This is a genomic window from Pseudomonas sp. NFACC37-1, from assembly GCF_900101575.1.
Classification (GTDB): Bacteria; Pseudomonadota; Gammaproteobacteria; order Pseudomonadales; family Pseudomonadaceae; genus Aquipseudomonas; species Aquipseudomonas fluorescens_AA.
The window spans coordinates 17,777-37,246 of the sequence record NZ_FMUZ01000046.1; the positions used below are offsets into that span (position 1 = coordinate 17,777).

Here is a 19,470-nt window from a genome sequence, read left to right on the forward strand (position 1 = left end):
TGAGCCCGACGATGAGTGACGCACCGCCCAAAGCGGAACAGGATTCCAGCCTGAAGATCTATTTTCGGTTGCTGGGATACGTCAAACCCTACGCGGGCATTTTTCTGCTGAGTATCCTGGGTTTCGTGATATTTGCTTCGACCCAGCCCATGCTGGCCGGGATTCTCAAATATTTCGTCGACGGCTTGAGCAACCCCGATGCGGTGCTCTTTCCCAACGTGCCGTACCTCAAGGACTTGAAACTGCTGATGGCGGTGCCGCTGCTGATCATTCTGATCGCTGCCTGGCAGGGCCTGGGGTCGTTTCTGGGCAACTATTACCTGGCCAGGGTTTCCCTGGGGCTGGTGCATGACCTGCGGGTCGAGTTGTTCAAGAAATTGCTGGTGTTGCCCAATCGCTACTTCGACACCCATAACTCCGGCCACCTGATCTCCCGGATCACCTTCAACGTGACCATGGTCACCGGTGCGGCCACCGATGCCATCAAGGTGGTGATCCGCGAAGGTCTCACCGTGGTGTTCCTCTTCGCCTACCTGGTGTGGATGAACTGGAAGCTGACCCTGGTGATGTTGGCGATCCTGCCGCTGATCGCGGTCATGGTCAGCAGCACCAGCAAGAAATTCCGCAAGCAGAGCAAAAAGATCCAGGTGGCCATGGGCGACGTGACTCACGTTGCCTCCGAGACCATCCAGGGCTACCGGGTGGTGCGCAGCTTCGGCGGCGAGGCCTATGAAGAGCAGCGCTTTACCAACGCCAGCCAGGGCAACACCGACAAGCAATTGCGCATGACGCGTACCGGCGCGGTCTATACGCCGATGCTGCAACTGGTGATCTACACCGCCATGGCGGCCTTGATGTTCCTGGTGCTGTTCCTGCGCGGTGACGCGACGGCCGGTGACCTGGTGGCCTACATCACGGCTGCCGGCTTGCTGCCCAAGCCGATTCGCCAGCTCTCGGAAGTCAGCTCCACCATCCAGAAAGGCGTGGCCGGTGCCGAGAGCATCTTCGAGCAACTGGATGTCGAGCCGGAGGTCGACGGGGGGACGGTCGAGCAGGAACGGGTCAGCGGTCGTCTCGACGTGCGCAACCTGAGTTTCACCTACCCCGGTGCTGACCGCGAAGTACTCAAGGACATCAGCTTCAGTGCGGCGCCCGGGCAAATGGTTGCGCTGGTGGGGCGTTCGGGCAGCGGCAAGTCGACCCTGGCGAGCCTTATCCCACGCTTCTATCACCACGAGGTCGGCCAGATCCTGCTCGATGACGTGGAAATCGAAGACTACCGCCTGCGTAACCTGCGTCGTCATGTCGCCCAGGTGACCCAGCATGTCACCCTGTTCAACGACACGGTGGCCAACAATATCGCCTACGGCGACCTGGCCGGTGCGCCACGGGCCGACATTGAAAAGGCGGCCCGGGATGCCTATGCGATGGACTTCATCGAGCAGTTGCCCCATGGCCTGGACACCGAGGTGGGCGAAAACGGCGTGCTGTTGTCCGGCGGCCAACGCCAGCGCCTGGCCATTGCCAGGGCGTTGTTGAAGAACGCGCCGCTGCTGATCCTCGACGAGGCTACCTCGGCGCTGGACACCGAGTCCGAGCGGCATATCCAGGCCGCGTTGGATCAGGTCATGAAAGGCCGTACGACCCTGGTCATCGCCCACCGTTTGTCGACCATCGAAAAGGCCGACCTGATCCTGGTGATGGACCAGGGCCGGATCGTCGAACGGGGGACCCATGGTGAGCTCTTGGCGCAGAGCGGCTACTACTCGCGTCTTCATGCCATGGGGCTGGACGCTCCCGCCCAGAATATCGCCTGAGTTCCGGACCTCAGGCTATGAGCCGGCCGGTTTCTCTCGGCCGGCTTCGCTTCCACAGGTCCGGTGTTGGACACGCAGGTTGCATGCACCTCAGAACCAATGTGGGAGCGAGCTTGCTCGCGATAGCGGTGTGTCTGCGCCGATGGTGTTGAATGTGTCGATGCCATCGCGAGCAAGCTCGCTCCCTCTGAGTTTGTATCGAAAACTTTACCTGCGTTGACCAATCCACAATAAATCCGCGATCCCTGACTGCTAAGGTTTGGCTACAGGACTTTCCTGATCAACTCCAGTCATCGAAGGGGGGGCATCCCTCCCGCGCGGGTGTTTGAATGCTGCAACGCTATCTCTGGAAGCTGCTGCCCAAGTCGCAGCGTTCCTTTCTGTTGGGGCGCCTGTCGGTTGTCGATCGACAGGTCGTGAACAAGTCGATGTCGGCCAATTGCCGTTTTCCCGAAGCGTTTGCCCAGCGTGCCTGCCTGTTCATCCATGTGCCCAAATGCGCCGGCAGCAGTGTTTGCGTGGGGCTTTTCGATGGCTACAGCCCGGGCCACTTGCCGCTGTATTGGTACGAAGAGCAGTTTGCGCAGCAGTACGCCGCCAGTTTCAAATTTGCCTTTGTTCGCGATCCGCTGGAGCGTGCGTATTCAGCCTATGCTTTCCTGCGGGGCAATACGCTGGGCGCGCGCGACCAGGCGGCGCAGAAAATGGTGGGCCAATACCGTGACTTCGATGATTTCGTCGCCCGATGGCTGCACCCGGAGAACATCAACCGGCAATTGCATTTCGCTGCCCAGACGGATTTCCTTATCGATTCCCTCGGTCACCTGGCGATGGACTTCATCGGTTACCAGGAATACCTGGACCGGGACTATCAGCGTGTGTGCGAACACCTTGGGGTGGTGGCGAGGTTGCCCCATGTGAACCACAGCTGGCAACGCGCCACGGTGCCGGTCAGGGACATTTGCTCAGTGCGGACCCGTCGACTGGTGCGGCGGGTGTACCAACGTGATTACGAGATGCTTGGTTATGAATGAAACGTCAAACGTACCGATGCAGCAGGCGCAGATTCGTGCTTATGCACAGGCGCTCACGCCGGCGGATCGGGCGGCCATCAAAGCCCAGCGGCCGTGCTGCATCTGGCTGACAGGACTGTCGGGGGCGGGCAAGTCGACCCTGGCCAATGCCTTGGAAGTGCAGCTCAACCAGCAGGGCTTGCATACCTCCCTGCTCGATGGCGATAACCTGCGCCAGGGGTTGTGCCGGGGCCTGGGCATGGATGCCGAGTCCCGCAAGGAAAATATCCGCCGCATTGCCGAGGTCGCGCGCCTGATGGTCGACGCCGGCCTGATCGTCATCGTTGCGGCCATCTCCCCGTTTCGTGCCGACCGGGAAGCTGCCAGGCAGCTGTTTCCCGAGGGCACCTTCGTGGAGGTTTATGTGAGTACACCTTTTGACGTCTGCGCCCGGCGTGACCCCAAGGGGTTGTACCGCGAGGCCTGTGCCGGGCGGATCAAGAACTTCACCGGGCTCGACAGCCCCTACGAGGCCCCCCTTGCGCCAGACTGCGCGATCGATACCAGCGAGGTGGAGCTGGCCCAGGCCTGTGCGCAGCTCTCGGCGTTGTTGCAAATCTGATGGAGCGAACGTCCTGGCTTCGCGTTGCAGCCATGGACAAGCCTTCGCCAACCCTGTGCTAATATCGCGGCCCTGTTCATTTTGTATGTGGGATGCTCCATGAAGTTGTCCATGCCGCGATTCGATCAAGCCCCTGTATTGGTGGTCGGCGATGTCATGCTCGACCGCTACTGGCATGGCGGAACCTCACGGATTTCCCCTGAGGCGCCGGTACCGGTGGTCAAGGTCGAGCACATCGAGGATCGCCCCGGCGGTGCCGCCAACGTTGCCTTGAACATCGCTGCCCTCGGCGCACCGGCCTCCTTGGTGGGCGTGACCGGTGACGACGAGGCCGCCGACAGCCTGACCAACAGTCTCAAGGGCGCAGGCGTCCGTGCGATATTCCAGCGCGTTGCGCACCAGCCGACCATCGTCAAGCTGCGGGTCATGAGCCGTCACCAGCAACTGCTGCGCATCGACTTCGAAGAACCTTTCGCCACCGACCCCCTGGCCCTCGGTGCCGAGGTCGACAACTTGCTCGAAGGCGTCAAGGTCCTGGTGTTGTCGGACTACGGCAAAGGCGCGTTGAAGAATCACCAGGCGCTGATCCAGGCCGCCCGTGCCCGTGGCATTCCAGTCCTGGCCGATCCCAAGGGCAAGGATTTTTCCATCTACCGTGGCGCCAGCCTGATCACGCCGAACCTCAGCGAATTCGAAACCATCGTCGGCGGCTGCGTCGATGAGCACGAATTGGTGAGCAAAGGCGCGCAGCTGATGCAAGACCTCGACCTTGGCGCCTTGCTGGTGACCCGTGGCGAGCATGGCATGACCTTGCTGCGCCCCGGTCACCCTGCGTTGCACCTGCCGGCCCGTGCCCGTGAAGTATTCGACGTGACGGGTGCCGGCGACACCGTGATTTCCACGCTGGCCGCGGCGATCGCTGCCGGCGAGGAACTGCCCCATGCGGTCGCCCTGGCTAACCTGGCGGCGGGCATCGTCGTCGGCAAGCTCGGCACGGCAGCCATCAGCGCCCCCGAGCTGCGCCGCGCCATCCAGCGCGAGGAAGGCTCCGAGCGGGGCGTGCTGGGCCTGGAGCAACTGCTGCTGGCCGTTGACGATGCCCGTGCCCACAACGAAAGCATCGTCTTCACCAACGGTTGCTTCGACATCCTGCACGCCGGCCATGTGACCTACCTCGAGCAGGCCAGGGCCCAGGGTGATCGCTTGATCGTCGCGGTCAATGACGATGCCTCCGTGAGCCGTCTCAAAGGGCCGGGCCGTCCGATCAACAGCGTCGACCGGCGCATGGCGGTCCTGGCCGGCCTGGGCGCGGTGGACTGGGTGATCAGCTTCAGCGAGGGCACGCCGGAAAACCTGTTGCGCCAGGTCAAGCCGGATGTGCTGGTCAAGGGCGGTGACTATGGGATCGACCAGGTCGTCGGCGCGGACATCGTCACGGCCTACGGCGGCACCGTGAAGGTGTTGGGGCTGGTGGAAAACAGCTCGACGACGGCGATTGTGGAGAAGATCCGCAATAACTGATGTGTCAGGCAAAGCGCAGAACCTGTGGGAGCGGGCTTGCTCGCGATAGCGGTGTGTCAGCCAAATCGAGGCTGAGTGATCCAACGCCATCGCGAGCAAGCTCGCTCCCACAGGGCCCACTGTCCAGCCAGGAAATGGGCAGCAGGCCTAACGAGCCACCTTGCGCGGCACGATCTTCTTGAGCAACTGCCGGGCCTTGCCCTTGAGTCGGGTCAGGCCCGACTCCTTGCCCGGTGGCGTCAGCCCTTGCTGGCGCAGCCAGTCCTTCCAGCGAATCCGCTCGTCACGTACCAGCCAGCCGTCCTGCCGGGCGAAACTTTCCGCCAGGTACAGCCCACGGGTGCTGGCCGGGTGTAGCTGATCCTTTTTCAAGGTATACAGCTCGGGCAAGGGTTGCCCATCCTGCAGCGGCATCAGGTACAGGTCCGGTCGCTTGCGGTCCAGGCGTGCCACCAACTGGTCGCCCTCCAGGCGCTCATCAACGTGAAACAGGCTCAGGGACTTGGCTTCCTTGGGCACGTCCAGGCGCAAGTCATAGATCAATTGCAGCGATGCCGTCGGCAGGTGCACGTAGGCCCGTGGCCGTTCGATCAGTTGCAGATTGGCGCTGCGCACCGGGCGGGCCGAGCCCGACAGGGGCGTCAGGCGAAACGGCAAGGCCTCGCGGTAGTGCAAGGCCGTGGCGTAGGGGGCTGGCAGCCAGGTGTCGTTGAAGCGCCCGCCCAGCCAGCCTTCAGGGGTTTCCAGCAGGCATTCTTCGGCGATCTCGCTGATGGCGGTGAGCAGCGGCAGGTTCAGTTCGTGGGCCGGGACGTAGCCGGAAATCAGCTTGAGCACCACGTCGCCGCGATCCTGCCGACGCTGGCGTACCAGCACCCAATAGTCGCGGTTCTGCCAATGCAGGGTCAGGCGCACCGAGACGCCCAGATTCGCCAGCTCCAGGGAAAAACGCTCGGCATCGGCCACCGCGACAGGACGGCGGCGCTGCAAGGTCTGGGCAAAATTCAGCGGCATCCCGACGCTCTGGTAAGTCAGGCCTTCGGGGGTCGCTTCGACGAACAGGGGCAGGGTCTTGAAGTTACTCGGATTCTTTCTGATGAGCGTACGCGGCATGTCGGCTCCTTCCTTCAGGCCGCGTAGGGCGGCGTCAGTGTTTACGCAGGACCGTGGCTACGGTCGCGACGTTATGGGCGAGGTGCAGCGGATTGATGGTGCCGACAATAGCACTGGCGACCCCAGGATGCTCAAACAACAGTTCGAAACTGGCTCGAACCGGGTCTACCCCAGGGCTCAGGCAGGCGTGGCCGCTGGCCAGGGCTTTTTTCACCAGGATCGCTTTGCCGTGCTCGTTGGCGTAGTCAATGACCGCCTTTTCGCCTCGTTCGTTCAGATTGTAGGTGACCATTGCGCAATCGCCTTGCTCCAGGGCCTTCAAGCCGCCGTCGACGGTCTTGCCGGAAAAGCCGAAGCCGCCGATCTTGCCTTCGCGCTTGAGCGCCGCCAGGGTCGGGTAGACCTCGCTGTCGTTGAGGATCGCCAGGTCGTTGCCGTCGGAATGCACCAGGACCAGGTCGATGTAGTCGGTTTCCAGGCGCTTGAGGCTGCGCTCCACCGAGAATCGGGTATGGGCTGCACTGAAGTCGTGGCGTGACTGGCCGTCACTGAATTCTTCGCCGACCTTGCTGACAATCACCCAGTCGTGACGTTGGCCGCGCAGCAGCGGGCCGAGGCGTTCTTCGCTGCGACCATAGGCCGGTGCGGTGTCGATCAGATTGATCCCCAGGTCGCGCGCGAGCTTGAGCAACATGCGCGCTTCGTCGTCATCGGGGATCTGAAAACCGTTGGGGTATTTGACGCCCTGGTCGCGGCCCAGCTTGACGGTGCCCAGGCCCAAGGGCGAAACCCGCGGGCCGTCATGGCCCAGAGGGCGATAGAAGTCATGCAGGGTCGCTTGGCTCATGGCAACAGTTGCTCCCAGGCTGGCACGCCCATGGGCGGCTTCGGCAGGTCCGGCAGCGGAGCCGGGTGACTGGGCTGGATGCCATCGCGTTGCAGCGCGTTGACCACCCGATCGGCGAAGTCCGGAGCCAGGGCCAGTTTGGTCGGCCAGCCCACCAGCAGGCGATCCTGCTCGGCGAGGAAGGCGTTATCCGGGCGGGTCAGGCCCGACTGCAACGGTTCGGCGCGGTCAACCCGCAACGTGGCCCATTGCGCTGTGCTGAGGTCGATCCACGGCAGCAATTGGCCCAGTTCTTTCTGCGCGACGGCGATCTGCTCGGCAGGCTCGCGGGCGATGGCATCGCCTTCGGCGAGGTCGCCCCCCAGGTACCAGACCCATTGGCCATTGGCGGCCGGGTGGGTGGTGACGGTGACGCGTGGCTTCGGTCCGCCGCCCAGGCAATGGGCGTAAAGCGGCTTGAGGCTCGGCCCCTTGGCCAGGACCATGTGCAACGGCCGGGTCTGCATGGCCGGTTTGTCCAGGCCCAGGGCTTTGAGCAGGTCAGCGGTGCCCGCGCCCGCGCTGAAGACAATGCGCTGGGCCCGAATCTCACGGTCGTCGACCTTCAGTCCGACCCATTCACCTGCTTCGCGCAGTGGCTCGATGCGCTGCCCGGCCAGCAGGCTGTCGCCGGCCAGTTCCGCCAGGCGCTCGATCAGGCTGGGAACATCCACCACCAACTCGGCCAGGCGATAGACCTTGCCTTTGAAGCGCTTGTCTTGCAGGGCCGGCGGCAATTGGTCGCCCTTGACCTGGTCGACCCGTCCGCGCACGGCCTTGCTGGCAAAGAAACTGGTGAGGTTGCCGGCCAGGGTGCCGGGGGACCAGAGGTAATGGGCATCGGACAGCATGCGCACGCCGGACAGGTCCAGTTCACCATCACCGTTCAGGGCTTCGCGCCAGCGGCGCGGCATGTCGGCGATGGCTTCCGAGGCCCCGGTCAGGGCGCCATGCAAGGCATATTTGGCGCCGCCATGGATGATGCCCTGGGATTTGACACTCTGCCCGCCACCGAGGCTGGCGCTTTCCACCAGCACGGTTGAAAACCCCAGGCGGCGCAAGCGCGCGTTCAGCCAGAGGCCGGCGACTCCGGCGCCGACAATCAGGATGTCGGTGGAAATAACGGATGGCATGCAGCGACCTCAGTGTTCAAGACGAGGGCGCAGTATACAGACTCGATGAGATGCGTCTGATCCCCCTGTTCAAGGTCAGTCCAACTGTGGCGAGGGGATTTATCCCCGCTGGGCTGCGCAGCAGCCCCAGAACCTGACAGCACGATATGCCAGTTGCCTTGAAAAAGGGGGCGCTTCGCACCCCAGCGGGGATAAATCCCCTCTCCACAAAGTATTCCAGTTTAATGACCGGTGTGTTTTCAGTGCCCGGCGGTCTTGGAAAACAGCTGGATCACCACCACCCCCAACACAATCAGCGCCATCCCCAGCATCGCTGGTACGTCCAGTTTCTGCCCGTAGATGAACAGCGCCGCCACGCTGACCATGACGATCCCCAGCCCGGCCCAGACCGCATAGGCCACGCCCACCGGTACGGTGCGCACCACCAGCGTCAGCATCCAGAACGCGGTGCCGTAGCCTACAACGACCAGCAGCAAGGGCAGGGGTGTGGTCAGGCCCTTGATCGCTTTCATCGAAACGGTGGCGATCACTTCGGCGCAGATGGCGATGGCCAGGTAGTAGTAGGCGTTCATGGGCGGTTCCTCTTTGACGGTGGCGTCTTTCGATGGGGTCATTCTAGAGATCGCCCAGATGCGGTAAAGTCATTACCTATCTGTAATGGAGATAGGTTGAGCCATGAACGTACAGTGGAATCTGGAGCAATTGCGGCTGTTTGTCGGGGTCGCCGAGAAACGTTCGTTTTCCGCCGTGGCCCGGGACCAGCGCAAGGCGCAATCGGCCATCAGCAGCGCGATCGCCATGCTGGAAGACGACTTGGGGGTGAGCCTGTTCGAGCGCAGCAGCGGCCGCCAGCCCAGGCTCACCGACGCGGGTGAAGCCCTGCTCGAAGAAGCCAGGGAAGTGCTGCGCCAGTGCGAGCGCCTCAACGGTCGGGCCCTGGCCTTGATGCGCGGGCAGGAGCCGTCGCTGCGCCTGGCCCAGGATGAAGCCATGCCCTATCAACCGGTCATCGACAGTCTGGCGGCCCTGGCCGAGCAATTTCCTACCCTCGAAGTGCAACTGGCCAGCGCCGCCCAGGGCGACGTGGCGCGCAAACTGGTGGAGCGGCGCGCCGACCTCGGCTTGCTGTTCTATCACGACCAGATCCCTGAGGCGCTGGAGCGCCGGGTACTGGGCAGCGTCGAAATGGTCACGGTGTGCGGCCGGGACCATCCCCTGGCGAACCATGGCTATGTGACCTGCCGGGAAATGGCCCGGCACCGCCAGTTGTTGATGGCGACCCAGTCCAGCGTCTATCCCGGCAGCGAGCAGGCCAGCCCGCAGGTCTGGCGGGCCGACAGTTTCTATGTGTTGGCCGAGTGGTTGAGGAGTGGCCTGGGCTGGGCCTGGCTGCCACGGCACGTGGTGCAGTACCCGGCGTACCTGGGGGACATGGTCGAACTCAGCAGCGAATGGACCCCGCCGGCCCTGGTGGTGGAACTGGTCTGGCGCCGCGACGAACCCCTGGGGCCGGCGGCCCGTTGGCTGGCGGAACGTTTTGCCGTGCAGTTGCAGGCGATCGGCTGAAAAACCGATAAACTCCGCCGCCATGAACAGAACTCTCTATAGCGCGTTGTTTTATCTGGGGCTGCCACTGGTAGCGATTCGGCTGTGGCTGCGGGCACGCAAGGCGCCGGCTTATGCCCGGCGCATCGGCGAGCGCTTTTCCTGGGGCCTGCCGGTCATGATGCCGGGAGGTATCTGGGTGCACGCGGTGTCGGTGGGCGAGAGCATTGCCGCCGCGCCAATGATCCGCGCCTTGCTGCAACGTTATCCACAGTTGCCCATCACCGTCACCTGCATGACGCCCACCGGGTCGGAACGGATCCAGGCGATGTTCGCCAACGAGCCGCGCATCCAGCATTGCTATTTGCCTTACGACTTGCCCTGTGCCGCCAAGCGTTTTCTCGACCGGGCCCGCCCGGTCCTGGCGGTGATCATGGAAACCGAGCTGTGGCCCAATCATATTCACCAATGCGCCAGGCGCGGCATTCCGGTGGCCCTGGCCAACGCGCGGTTGTCGGAGCGCTCGGCCCGGGGTTATGCACGCTTTCCCAAGCTCACCCGGCCCATGCTCGCCGAGATGAGCCTGTTCGCCGTGCAGACCGAAGCCGAAGCCGAGCGTTTTCGCCAGTTGGGCGCCCGGGTGGAAACCGTCGAGGTCACCGGCTCCATCAAATTCGACCTGACCATCGACCCGCAGTTGCTCGAAGACGCCAGCGCCTTGCGCCGCCAGTGGCAAGCAACCGAACGCCCGGTGTGGATCGCCGCCAGCACCCATGAGGGTGAAGACGAAGTGGTACTGGCGGCTCACCGCCGGTTGCTCGACAGTTATCCCGATGCGCTGCTTATCCTGGTGCCGCGTCATCCCGAGCGTTTCGACTCGGTGCACCAGTTGTGTGAAAACGAAGGCCTGGTCACGGTGCGGCGCTCCAGCGGCCAACCGGTTACCGCCCAGGCTTCGGTGCTGCTCGGCGACACCATGGGCGAACTGCTGTTTCTCTATGCGTTGGCCGACAGCGCGTTCGTCGGGGGCAGCCTGGTGCCCAACGGTGGACACAACCTGCTTGAGCCGGCGGCGCTGGCGAAACCGGTGCTCAGCGGGCCGCACCTGTTCAACTTCCTCGAAATCGCCGCGCAACTACGCGCTGCCGGAGCGCTGGCGGAAGTGGAAGATGCCGAAAGCCTGGCCCTGGCGGTGCAGCGTCTGTTCGAACTGCCCCGGGATGCCCAGCGCATGGCCGAGGCGGGGTTGAAGGTGATGCGCAGCAACCAGGGCGCGTTGCAGCGGTTGCTGGAGGGGTTGGGGCGGTTGCTCGCTGGACGGTGATCGTTCCCACGCTCTGCGTGGGAACGATCAGCATCAAGGCTATCGTCGTTATTGCGCCGGCCGCGAGCGCAACTGCTGCGACGCTGCCTGGGCCAGGTCCGGCGGCAGGAAGTCGCGGTCGGGGTTGTAGTCGGGCTTGAGGTAGCGCGACAGGTCCTGCAGGTCCGCCGGGCTCAACGTCCCGGCCGCTTGCTTCAGACGCAGGTTGTCGAGGATGTAGTCGTAGCGGGCGTTGTTGTAGTTGCGCACCGAGGTGTACAGCTGGCGCTGGGCATCGAGCACATCGACGATGTTGCGGGTACCCACCTGATAGCCGATTTCCGTGGCTTCCACCGCGCTCTGGTTGGAGATGATCGACTGGCGCCGGGCCTGGACCTGCTCCACGTCCGTGTTGACCGCTCGGTGCAGGTTCCGGGTGTTCTCCACCACCTGCCGGCGCAGGCCTTCGCGCTGCTGTTCGGTCTGGGTGAGCTGCGAGTAGGACTCGCGCACCTGGGAGCTGGTCAGCCCGCCGCTGAAAATCGGTATGTTCAATTGCAGGGCCAGCGTGCGTTGCTCTACGTCGCCGCTGTAGGCGCGACCGAATGCGTTCGGGTTGCTGAAGCCCAGGGCGTCGTTGTCACCTTTTTCATATCTCGCCACGGCGTCCAGGGTCGGCGCATGCCCGGCCTTGCGCTGGCGCAAAGTGTCTTCGGCGGCATCGACCGCGTAGTTGCTGGCCAGCAGGTTGAGGTTCTGCTTGGCCGCGGTATCGACCCAGGCCTTGGCGTCGTTCGGCGTCGGCGGCAGGATCGGCAGGGTGTGGACGATGCCCTGAAGCGAGTTGTACTGGCGGTTGGTCAGGGTGATCAGCGCTTCGAACGCGTCCTCGACCTGGCGCTGGGCGAGGATCCGGTTGGCGCGTGCGGTGTCGTAGCTGGCCTGGGATTGCAGCACGTCGGTCTTGTCCGACAGGCCGACGTCGAAGCGTTCGTTGGACTGGTCGAGCTGGCGCTTGAACGCGGCTTCCTCGGCCTTGGTCGAAGCCAGGTTGTCCTGGCTGCGCAGCACGTTGAAGTAGCTCTCGGCGCTTTGCAGGATCATGTTCTGCTCGGTGGCCGACAGTTGCAGTGCGGCCTGTTCATTCACCGACTTGGCGGCCTGGAACTGGAACCAGCGATCGGCACGGAACAAGGGTTGGGACAGCGTGGCCTGGTAGGAGCGGGCACTACGGCTGGCGACTGCGGCAGGCTGGTCGATATCGGTGCGCACATTGGCGACTTCCGCACCGCCGGACAGGTTCGGCAACAACCCGGCACGGGCCTGGGGCACCACTTCCTTCTGGGCACCATACTGGGCGCGGGCGGCCGCCAGGTCGGCGTTATTGTCCACCGCTTCCTGATAGACGCTCACCAGATCGGTTTTGGTGGTCAGGGGCGCTTCGGCAGCCCAGGCCATTCCGTTGGACGCACAAGACACGGCGAGGGCCAGTGAAAGTTTGCGCAGCATGAGGCGATCCCTACTTCTCGAATGTTTGCGCACAAGAGGCGCGGCGTAGCGAGTGTAGTTGCGCATAGGCACGGCAACAATCCTGTATATGCGCCATTCATCACGGCTTTTACCCGGGTGATGGCGTTCTGTGGTGGTTGTGTCTAGACTGGCCGGGTTCTTGTCGGGGTGCCTTGCTATGAGGCTGAGATCGAATAATTTCGGATCCCGTTGAACCTGATCAGGTTAACGCCTGCGTAGGGAACAAGATTTCTCGTCACCCGGCGAGTCCTCTTGTGCTTCGTCCGGGATGTCGTTCGACCATTGAACGCACTCGAGCAGCAAGCACAGCGTCCGCACTTTCGTGCAGGGACGTGTCCATTCGCTACAGGTTCGCTCCGACAAAAATCCACTGCCTGGATGTGTGTCTGGAGAGCCCGTGATGACGACAAAAGCAAAAAACGCGACCAACCTCAGCGATTCGGCCAAGGTCGATGAGCAATCGGTCCAGCCCTTTACCCGCTCGCAAAAAATCTATGTCCAGGGCAGCCGCCCGGATATCCGCGTACCCATGCGCGAAATCAGCCTCGACGTGACCCCCACCGACTTCGGCGGCGAAATCAACGCGCCGGTTGTGGTGTACGACACGTCGGGTCCGTACACCGACCCGAACGTGATCATTGACGTGCGCAAGGGCCTGGCCGACGTGCGTTCTTCGTGGATCGAAGCCCGTGGCGACACCGAACGCCTGGCGGGCCTGAGTTCCAACTTTGGCCAGGAGCGCCTGGCCGATCCCGAGCTGACCAAGCTGCGCTTCGCCCACGTGAACAACCCACGTCGGGCCAAGCCCGGTGCCAACGTCAGCCAGATGCACTACGCGCGCAAAGGCATCATCACCGCCGAGATGGAATACGTCGCCATCCGCGAAAACATGAAGCTGGAAGTGGCCCGCGCCGCCGGCCTGCTGGACCAACAACACGCCGGCCACAGCTTCGGCGCCAGCGTGCCGAAAGTCATCACCCCGGAATTCGTGCGCGATGAAATCGCCCGTGGCCGCGCGATCATCCCGGCCAACATCAACCACACCGAACTGGAACCGATGATCATCGGCCGTAACTTCCTGGTGAAGATCAATGGCAACATCGGCAACAGCGCGCTGGGTTCGTCCATCGAAGAAGAAGTGGCGAAGCTGACCTGGGGCATACGCTGGGGTTCGGACACGGTCATGGACCTGTCCACCGGCAAGCACATCCATGAAACCCGCGAATGGATCATCCGCAACTCGCCCGTGCCGATCGGCACCGTGCCGATCTACCAGGCCCTGGAAAAAGTCGGCGGCGTGGCCGAAGACCTGACCTGGGAGCTGTTCCGCGACACGTTGATCGAGCAGGCCGAGCAGGGCGTCGACTACTTCACCATCCACGCCGGCGTGTTGCTGCGCTATGTGCCGATGACCGCCAAGCGCGTCACCGGGATCGTCAGCCGTGGCGGTTCGATCATGGCCAAGTGGTGCCTGGCGCACCATAAGGAAAACTTCCTCTACACCCACTTCGAAGACATCTGCGAAATCATGAAGGCCTACGACGTCAGCTTCTCGCTGGGCGATGGCCTGCGTCCGGGCTCGATTGCCGACGCCAACGACGAAGCGCAGTTCGGCGAGCTGGAAACCCTCGGCGAGCTGACCAAGATCGCCTGGAAGCACGATGTGCAATGCATGATCGAAGGCCCCGGCCACGTGCCGATGCAGTTGATCAAGGAGAACATGGACAAGCAGCTCGAGTGCTGCGACGAGGCGCCGTTCTACACCCTCGGCCCACTGACCACCGACATCGCGCCGGGTTACGACCACATCACCTCCGGTATCGGTGCGGCGATGATCGGCTGGTTCGGTTGCGCCATGCTCTGCTACGTCACACCGAAGGAACACCTCGGCTTGCCGAACAAGGATGACGTGAAGACCGGGATCATCACCTACAAGATCGCCGCCCACGCGGCCGACCTTGCCAAGGGCCACCCGGGTGCGCAGATCCGCGACAACGCCTTGAGCAAGGCGCGTTTCGAGTTCCGCTGGGAAGACCAGTTCAACCTCGGCCTGGACCCGGACACTGCCCGTTCGTACCACGACGAAACCCTGCCGAAGGACTCGGCCAAGGTGGCGCATTTCTGTTCGATGTGCGGGCCGAAATTCTGCTCGATGAAAATCACCCAGGAAGTGCGCGAGTACGCCGCCAACCAGCGCATTGAAGCGGTGGATGTCGACGTTGCCCAAGGCTTGGCGGAGCAGGCGGAGCGGTTCAAGCAGGAAGGTAGTCAGCTTTATAAGAAAGTTTAAGCGGCAAGCTCCAAGCGGCAAGCTGCAAGTTAGAAGCAAAAGCGCAATCCGCTTTTTCTTGATGCTTGCAGCTTGAAGCTTGCAACCCCTTTTCACCGAGATACTTCTCTTGAACACCTATTCCCCCGACATCGCGATCCCCACCGACAAACGCGTCTTCGGCGCCCGCGATCTGTTTTCCCTGTGGTTCTCCCTCGGCATCGGCCTGATGGTCCTGCAAGTCGGCGCCTTGCTCGCACCGGGCCTGGGCCTGAGCGGTTCGTTGCTGGCGATTTTCCTCGGCACGCTGGTGGGCGTCCTGTTGCTGGCGGCGGTCGGGGTGATCGGCAGTGACACAGGCCTGTCGGCCATGGCCGCCCTCAAGCTCAGCCTGGGCGGCAAGGGCGCGAGCGTGCCGGCGGTGTTGAACTTGCTGCAATTGATCGGCTGGGGCTCGTTCGAAATCATCGTCATGCGCGATGCCGCCAGCCTGCTCGGCGCGCGAGCCTTCAACGAAGGCAGCCTGGGCTCCAACCCGCTGCTGTGGACGTTGTTCTTCGGCGCCCTGGCGACCCTGCTTGCCGTGAGTGGGCCGTTGACCTTCGTGCGCAAGGTCCTGCGCAAATGGGGCATCTGGCTGCTGCTGGCGGCCTGCATCTGGTTGACCTGGAACCTGTTTGCCAAGGCCGACCTGGCGGCGCTGTGGGCCCAGGCGGGCGATGGTTCGATGCCGCTGGCGGTAGGGTTTGACATCGCCATTGCCATGCCGCTGTCGTGGTTGCCGCTGATCGCCGACTACTCACGTTTTGGCCAGCGCGCCAAAAATGTCTTTGGCGGCACTGCCGTGGGTTTCTTCATCGGTAATTTCTGGCTGATGAGCCTGGGCGTGGCCTACACCCTGGCCTTCGCGCCGAGCGGTGAAGTCAACGCGTTGCTGCTGGCCCTGGCCGGTGCCGGGCTGGGCATTCCGTTACTGCTGATTCTGCTGGACGAGTCGGAAAACGCCTTCGCCGACATCCACTCGGCGGCAGTGTCCAGCGGCATGCTGTCGGGGTTGAAGGTCGAGCACCTGGCCTTGGCGATTGGCGTCATCTGCACCTTGATCGCCTGCTTCGCACCGTTGGCGCAATACCAGAACTTCCTGTTGCTGATCGGCTCGGTGTTCGCGCCGCTGTTCGGCGTGGTGCTGGTGGACCACTTCATCCTGCGCAAACGCAGCAGCCAAGTGGTGTCAGCCGCGTTGCGCTGGCCGGCCCTGTTGGCCTGGCTGGGTGGGGTGAGCACTTATCACGTGCTGGCCAACCTCTATCCGGATGTCGGTGCAACCCTGCCGTCGCTGGTTCTGGCAGGGTTGCTGCAACTGCTGTTGGGTCGGGCTTTCAGCTACGGCCGGGGAACAGCTCGGGCTTGAGGATGCCATTGAGGCGGGGATAGGCGATCTTCAGTTCGATGTGACCCAGGGCGTACGGCGCGATGGTGCTCACTTCGTACTTGAGGATCACCCCGCCGTAGGTCAGCGCCACGTGCGGGGTTTTCTGGAAGGACCACTGTTTCAGGAACTCGGGCTCCTGATCCAGCTTGGTGCTGATCAGCCAGCTGTTGTGGGCGACTTGCGCAGCTTTCCAGAAGGCTTCTTCCTGGCCTGGCAGCAGCATGTCCGACAGAGTCAGTACCTTGTGCTGCTGGCGCGAATAGTTGATGAAGCCGCGCCCTGGCGTGCCGTGGGCACCGCCGGTGTCCAGGTAGCTGGACAATTCGATGATCACCAGGCCGTCATGTTGCTCGCGTACCTTGGCCTGCAAATAGCTGCTGTTGCGCGGTGCGGCGTTGCGCAAAAACTGTTCGCGATAGGCCGCCAGCGTCGGTGCCACCGGTGCGTCCTGGGTGCGGGTCATTTGCAGCAGGCGTTTTTCGACGATGCCGTCCAAGGCGGGCTCGGTGGGAAAGTGCAGGGTATCGATGTTCACCAATGGGCAGTCGGCGCTGGCACAGCCGGGTTGCAGTTGTTCCGAAGCGTCGCGGGTGGTCTCCAGCGGTGCGCGATAGTTGGGTTGGAACAGGCTTTGGCAAGCGCCCAGGGTCAGGGCAATGGCAGCCACGGAGGCGGTTTTGAAAAGCGACATGGGCGTCCTTCATGAAACACGGAAAGGCAAAAAGTTACCCGCTTCGACTGTCGGCAAGGCAATCAGTTCGCCACTAAGCTCATTAGAGTGATTTTCAGCGCAGCCGTCCATCCCGATCACCGGAAAGGGGCTGCATCAAAGGGTACGGGCGCGTTAGGATGGCGCGAAGCCGAGGTTGGAACCTCGTATTGATCCATTGCACACGAGGATTGTCATGACCGACTTCGCCAACGCCGCACCGAACACCGTGGACATCGTCAAGCGTGAAACCTGCTTCAAGGGTTTCTATAAGCTCGACCGCCTCGTCTTGCGCCACGAGTTGTTTGCCGGTGGCATGAGCCGTGAGATCAGCCGTGAATTGTTCGTGCGTCATGACGCGGTGTGTGTGCTGCCCTACGACCCGCAGCGCGATGAAGTGGTGCTGATCGAGCAGTTTCGCGTGGGAGCCATTGGCAAGACCACCAACCCCTGGCTGGTGGAACTGGTGGCCGGCCTGATCGACAAGGATGAGCAACCGGAAGAAGTTGCTCATCGCGAAGCGCAGGAGGAAGCTGGGCTTGTCTTCGCTGCGCTTTGGCCGATGACTCAGTATTTTCCATCGCCAGGCGGCAGCAACGAATTCGTACATTTGTTCTTGGGGCGTTGCGACAGCACGGGGGCAGGCGGCCTGCATGGCCTTCTGGAAGAAGCCGAAGACATTCGGGTGAAGGTCTGGGCCTACGAAGATGCCTTGCAAGCCGTGCGCGACGGGCGTATCTGCAACGCGGCCAGCATCATTGCCTTGCAATGGCTGGCCTTGAATCGCGATGAAGTGAGGGGGCTATGGTCCTGAACAAGCTGCGCGACCGCTATCGCGTCGATCTGGTGGGGTTGCAGGCCGCCTGCGAGGCCAACTACGCCCGCCTGATGCGCTTGTTGCCGGACATGCGCAACGACCCCTTGCCGCGCCGCATCGCCGTGACCCACGGCGACCAGATGCTCGGCGTACTGGCCCTGGAAGTGCTGCAGACCTGTCCCTACACCACCACCTTGCAGGTGCGCCAGGAACACAGCCTGCCCTGGTTGCCGGTGCCGCAGCTGGAGGTTCAGGTCTATCACGATGCGCGCATGGCCGAAGTCGTCAGCGCCGAGCATGCACGACGCTTCCGTGGCATCTATCCTTACCCCAATGCCTCGATGCACCAGCCGGACGAAAAGGCCCAGTTGAACCTGTTCCTGGGCGAGTGGCTGAGTCATTGCCTGGCGCTGGGCCACGAGTTCGAAGTCGTTCGGTAGTTGTGAACCGGTTCCGGTTCGCGGGTTTCCCCTTTCGATCGTCCCCCAGCATAATTGCGGCTTCATGCAACGGCGTGATTGCGCCTGGGAGAAAGCGATTTGCCGAGCGTATCCAGCTTGACCACTGCCGATGCGGCGTTGTTGGTCCAACTGTCCGATAGCCATTTGTTCGCCGAGGCCGATGCCTCGTTGCTGGGCATGAATACCCGTGACAGTTTGCGGGCGGTCATCGATCTGGTGCTCGAGCAGCAGCCGGACATTGACCTGATGCTCGCCACGGGGGATCTGTCCCAGGATGGCACGCTGGAGTCCTACGCGGCGTTTCGGCAGTTGACCGCCCGAATCGATGCGCCGGCGCGGTGGATCCCCGGCAACCATGACGAGCCGCGGGTGATGCTCGAGGCGGCGGTCAAGAGCACGTTGCTCGATCCGGTGGTGGACATCGGCAATTGGCGGGTGACGATGCTGGACTCGGCCGTGCCGGGTTCGGTGCCGGGGTTTTTGGCCGAGGAGCAGCTGATTCTGTTGGCCAATGCGTTGAGCGAGGCGCCTGAGCGGCATCATCTGGTGTGTCTGCATCATCATCCTGTTTCGATTGGGTGTGCGTGGATGGAGCCTATTGGGTTGCGTAATCCGGAGGCTTTGTTTGCGGTGTTGGATCGGTTTCCACAGGTGCGGGCGGTGTTGTGGGGGCATGTGCACCAGGAGGTTGACCGGGTCCGTGAGGGGGTTCGGTTGTTGGCTTCGCCTTCGACCTGTATTCAGTTTGAGCCGGGCAGTGAGGATTTTGCGGTGGGCTCGCAGGCGCCGGGGTATCGGTGGTTGCGGCTCTTGCCGGATGGGCGGTTGGAGACGGGGGTTGAGCGGGTGGTTGGGTTTGCGTTTACCCCGGACTATGAGTCCAACGGGTACTGAGTTCGGCCCAACTGTGGGAGCGAGCTTGCTCGCGATGGCGGTCTGATGGAGTACATATCCATTTCTGCGGTAACGGCTGCTGACGGTTCCGCTCTTACAGCGGGTCACTTTTGGCAAACGCCCCAAAAGTAACCAAAAGGTCTTTGCCCCACCACTCGGCACCTCGCCTAGGCTCGGTGTGCCCTCACTCCGGCATTACTCCGTGGGCCGCCGCGAAGGGCCATCCATGGCCCAGCGCGGCTACCTCGGCATCCATGCCGAGGTGCCCACTGCGCAATACCTGCGTTCGGCCAGCGTGGTCAACGGGGCCCCCAGATCAAAAGCCCGCCGAGGCGGCCTTATAGCCGGCCTGGCTCTTGCGGGGGTGTACACCCATCAGACTTGTTTGAGCTGGACCTGTGGGAG

General features: G+C 62.7%; 17 protein-coding genes, 1 pseudogene and 1 riboswitch. Of the genes and pseudogenes, 12 read left to right on the forward strand and 6 right to left on the reverse strand.

The genetic code is table 11. The features are described 5' to 3' along the window. The first annotated feature begins 11 nt into the window (after positions 1–11). The 4 genes from msbA (at position 12) to hldE (ending at position 4,973) form a co-directional block, all read left to right on the forward strand. On the forward strand, positions 12–1,817 hold the full coding sequence (msbA, locus tag BLP82_RS27705; RefSeq protein WP_092175964.1) for a lipid A export permease/ATP-binding protein MsbA: 1,806 nt from the start codon (positions 12–14) through the stop codon (positions 1,815–1,817). Between the two features lie 329 nt (positions 1,818–2,146). Continuing rightward, positions 2,147–2,851 carry a sulfotransferase family 2 domain-containing protein gene (locus BLP82_RS27710; RefSeq protein WP_092175969.1) on the forward strand — a complete coding sequence of 235 codons (705 nt, stop codon included), beginning with the start codon at positions 2,147–2,149 and terminating at the stop codon, positions 2,849–2,851. Beyond that, the gene (gene cysC, locus BLP82_RS27715) at positions 2,844–3,452 is read left to right on the forward strand and encodes an adenylyl-sulfate kinase (RefSeq protein WP_092175973.1); all 609 of its coding nucleotides are present in this window, start codon (positions 2,844–2,846) and stop codon (positions 3,450–3,452) included. Before BLP82_RS27710 ends, cysC begins: the two co-directional genes overlap by 8 nt. 99 nt (positions 3,453–3,551) lie before the next feature. Further along, positions 3,552–4,973, forward strand: a complete 1,422-nt coding sequence (hldE, locus tag BLP82_RS27720; protein WP_092175976.1) for a bifunctional D-glycero-beta-D-manno-heptose-7-phosphate kinase/D-glycero-beta-D-manno-heptose 1-phosphate adenylyltransferase HldE — start codon at positions 3,552–3,554, stop codon at positions 4,971–4,973. A 147-nt stretch (positions 4,974–5,120) separates the two neighbouring features. Here hldE and BLP82_RS27725 read toward each other — a convergent pair whose 3' ends face one another. The 4 genes from BLP82_RS27725 to BLP82_RS27740 all read right to left on the reverse strand — a co-directional run bounded on the left by BLP82_RS27725 (position 5,121) and on the right by BLP82_RS27740 (position 8,677). Beyond that, on the reverse strand, positions 5,121–6,086 hold the full coding sequence (locus tag BLP82_RS27725) for a hypothetical protein (RefSeq protein WP_053117832.1): 966 nt from the start codon (positions 6,084–6,086) through the stop codon (positions 5,121–5,123). A gap of 34 nt (positions 6,087–6,120) precedes the next feature. Next, positions 6,121–6,933 (reverse strand): aldo/keto reductase, encoded by an 813-nt coding sequence (locus BLP82_RS27730; RefSeq protein ID WP_092175980.1) that lies wholly within the window; start codon positions 6,931–6,933, stop codon positions 6,121–6,123. After that, entirely contained in the window at positions 6,930–8,105 is a 1,176-nt protein-coding gene (locus tag BLP82_RS27735) for an NAD(P)/FAD-dependent oxidoreductase (protein WP_092175984.1), read from the reverse strand. Before BLP82_RS27735 ends, BLP82_RS27730 begins: the two co-directional genes overlap by 4 nt. Positions 8,106–8,344: 239 nt before the next feature. Further along, entirely contained in the window at positions 8,345–8,677 is a 333-nt protein-coding gene (locus BLP82_RS27740) for a DMT family transporter (protein ID WP_092175987.1), read from the reverse strand. Between the two features lie 103 nt (positions 8,678–8,780). Here BLP82_RS27740 and BLP82_RS27745 point away from each other — a divergent pair, with 103 nt between their 5' ends. Both BLP82_RS27745 and waaA read left to right on the forward strand, forming a co-directional pair. Further along, a complete protein-coding gene (locus BLP82_RS27745) occupies positions 8,781–9,671 on the forward strand; it encodes a LysR family transcriptional regulator (RefSeq protein ID WP_092175990.1) in 891 nt (296 codons plus the stop codon). Between the two features lie 22 nt (positions 9,672–9,693). Next, positions 9,694–10,974, forward strand: a complete 1,281-nt coding sequence (waaA, locus tag BLP82_RS27750; RefSeq protein WP_092175993.1) for a lipid IV(A) 3-deoxy-D-manno-octulosonic acid transferase — start codon at positions 9,694–9,696, stop codon at positions 10,972–10,974. A 48-nt stretch (positions 10,975–11,022) separates the two neighbouring features. Here waaA and BLP82_RS27755 read toward each other — a convergent pair whose 3' ends face one another. Beyond that, positions 11,023–12,462 (reverse strand): TolC family outer membrane protein, encoded by a 1,440-nt coding sequence (locus tag BLP82_RS27755; protein WP_072407139.1) that lies wholly within the window; start codon positions 12,460–12,462, stop codon positions 11,023–11,025. 154 nt (positions 12,463–12,616) lie between these two features. Further along, positions 12,617–12,722: riboswitch (TPP riboswitch) on the forward strand. A 161-nt stretch (positions 12,723–12,883) separates the two neighbouring features. Between BLP82_RS27755 and thiC the strand changes: the two genes are divergently transcribed. Both thiC and cytX read left to right on the forward strand, forming a co-directional pair. Continuing rightward, a complete protein-coding gene (thiC, locus tag BLP82_RS27760) occupies positions 12,884–14,773 on the forward strand; it encodes a phosphomethylpyrimidine synthase ThiC (protein WP_092175996.1) in 1,890 nt (629 codons plus the stop codon). Positions 14,774–14,882: 109 nt separating this feature from the next. Beyond that, positions 14,883–16,163 (forward strand): putative hydroxymethylpyrimidine transporter CytX, encoded by a 1,281-nt coding sequence (cytX, locus tag BLP82_RS27765; RefSeq protein ID WP_092176000.1) that lies wholly within the window; start codon positions 14,883–14,885, stop codon positions 16,161–16,163. Here cytX and BLP82_RS27770 read toward each other — a convergent pair. After that, on the reverse strand, positions 16,132–16,875 hold the full coding sequence (locus BLP82_RS27770) for a DUF3298 domain-containing protein (protein WP_092176004.1): 744 nt from the start codon (positions 16,873–16,875) through the stop codon (positions 16,132–16,134). The genes cytX and BLP82_RS27770 overlap by 32 nt on opposite strands. Positions 16,876–17,089: 214 nt before the next feature. Between BLP82_RS27770 and BLP82_RS27775 the strand changes: the two genes are divergently transcribed. The 4 genes and pseudogenes from BLP82_RS27775 to BLP82_RS32210 all read left to right on the forward strand — a co-directional run. Next, positions 17,090–17,707 (forward strand): NUDIX domain-containing protein, encoded by a 618-nt coding sequence (locus BLP82_RS27775; protein WP_060739445.1) that lies wholly within the window; start codon positions 17,090–17,092, stop codon positions 17,705–17,707. Continuing rightward, a complete protein-coding gene (locus tag BLP82_RS27780; RefSeq protein WP_024618006.1) occupies positions 17,698–18,150 on the forward strand; it encodes a DUF1249 domain-containing protein in 453 nt (150 codons plus the stop codon). The genes BLP82_RS27775 and BLP82_RS27780 overlap by 10 nt, the downstream gene beginning before the upstream one ends. A gap of 99 nt (positions 18,151–18,249) precedes the next feature. Then, positions 18,250–19,065, forward strand: coding sequence for a 3',5'-cyclic-AMP phosphodiesterase (gene cpdA / locus BLP82_RS27785; RefSeq protein WP_092176008.1), 816 nt, complete (start codon positions 18,250–18,252; stop codon positions 19,063–19,065). Positions 19,066–19,291: 226 nt separating this feature from the next. Next, positions 19,292–19,378: pseudogene (locus tag BLP82_RS32210) on the forward strand (nucleoid-structuring protein H-NS); the annotation flags it as partial. Positions 19,379–19,470 lie beyond the last annotated feature (92 nt).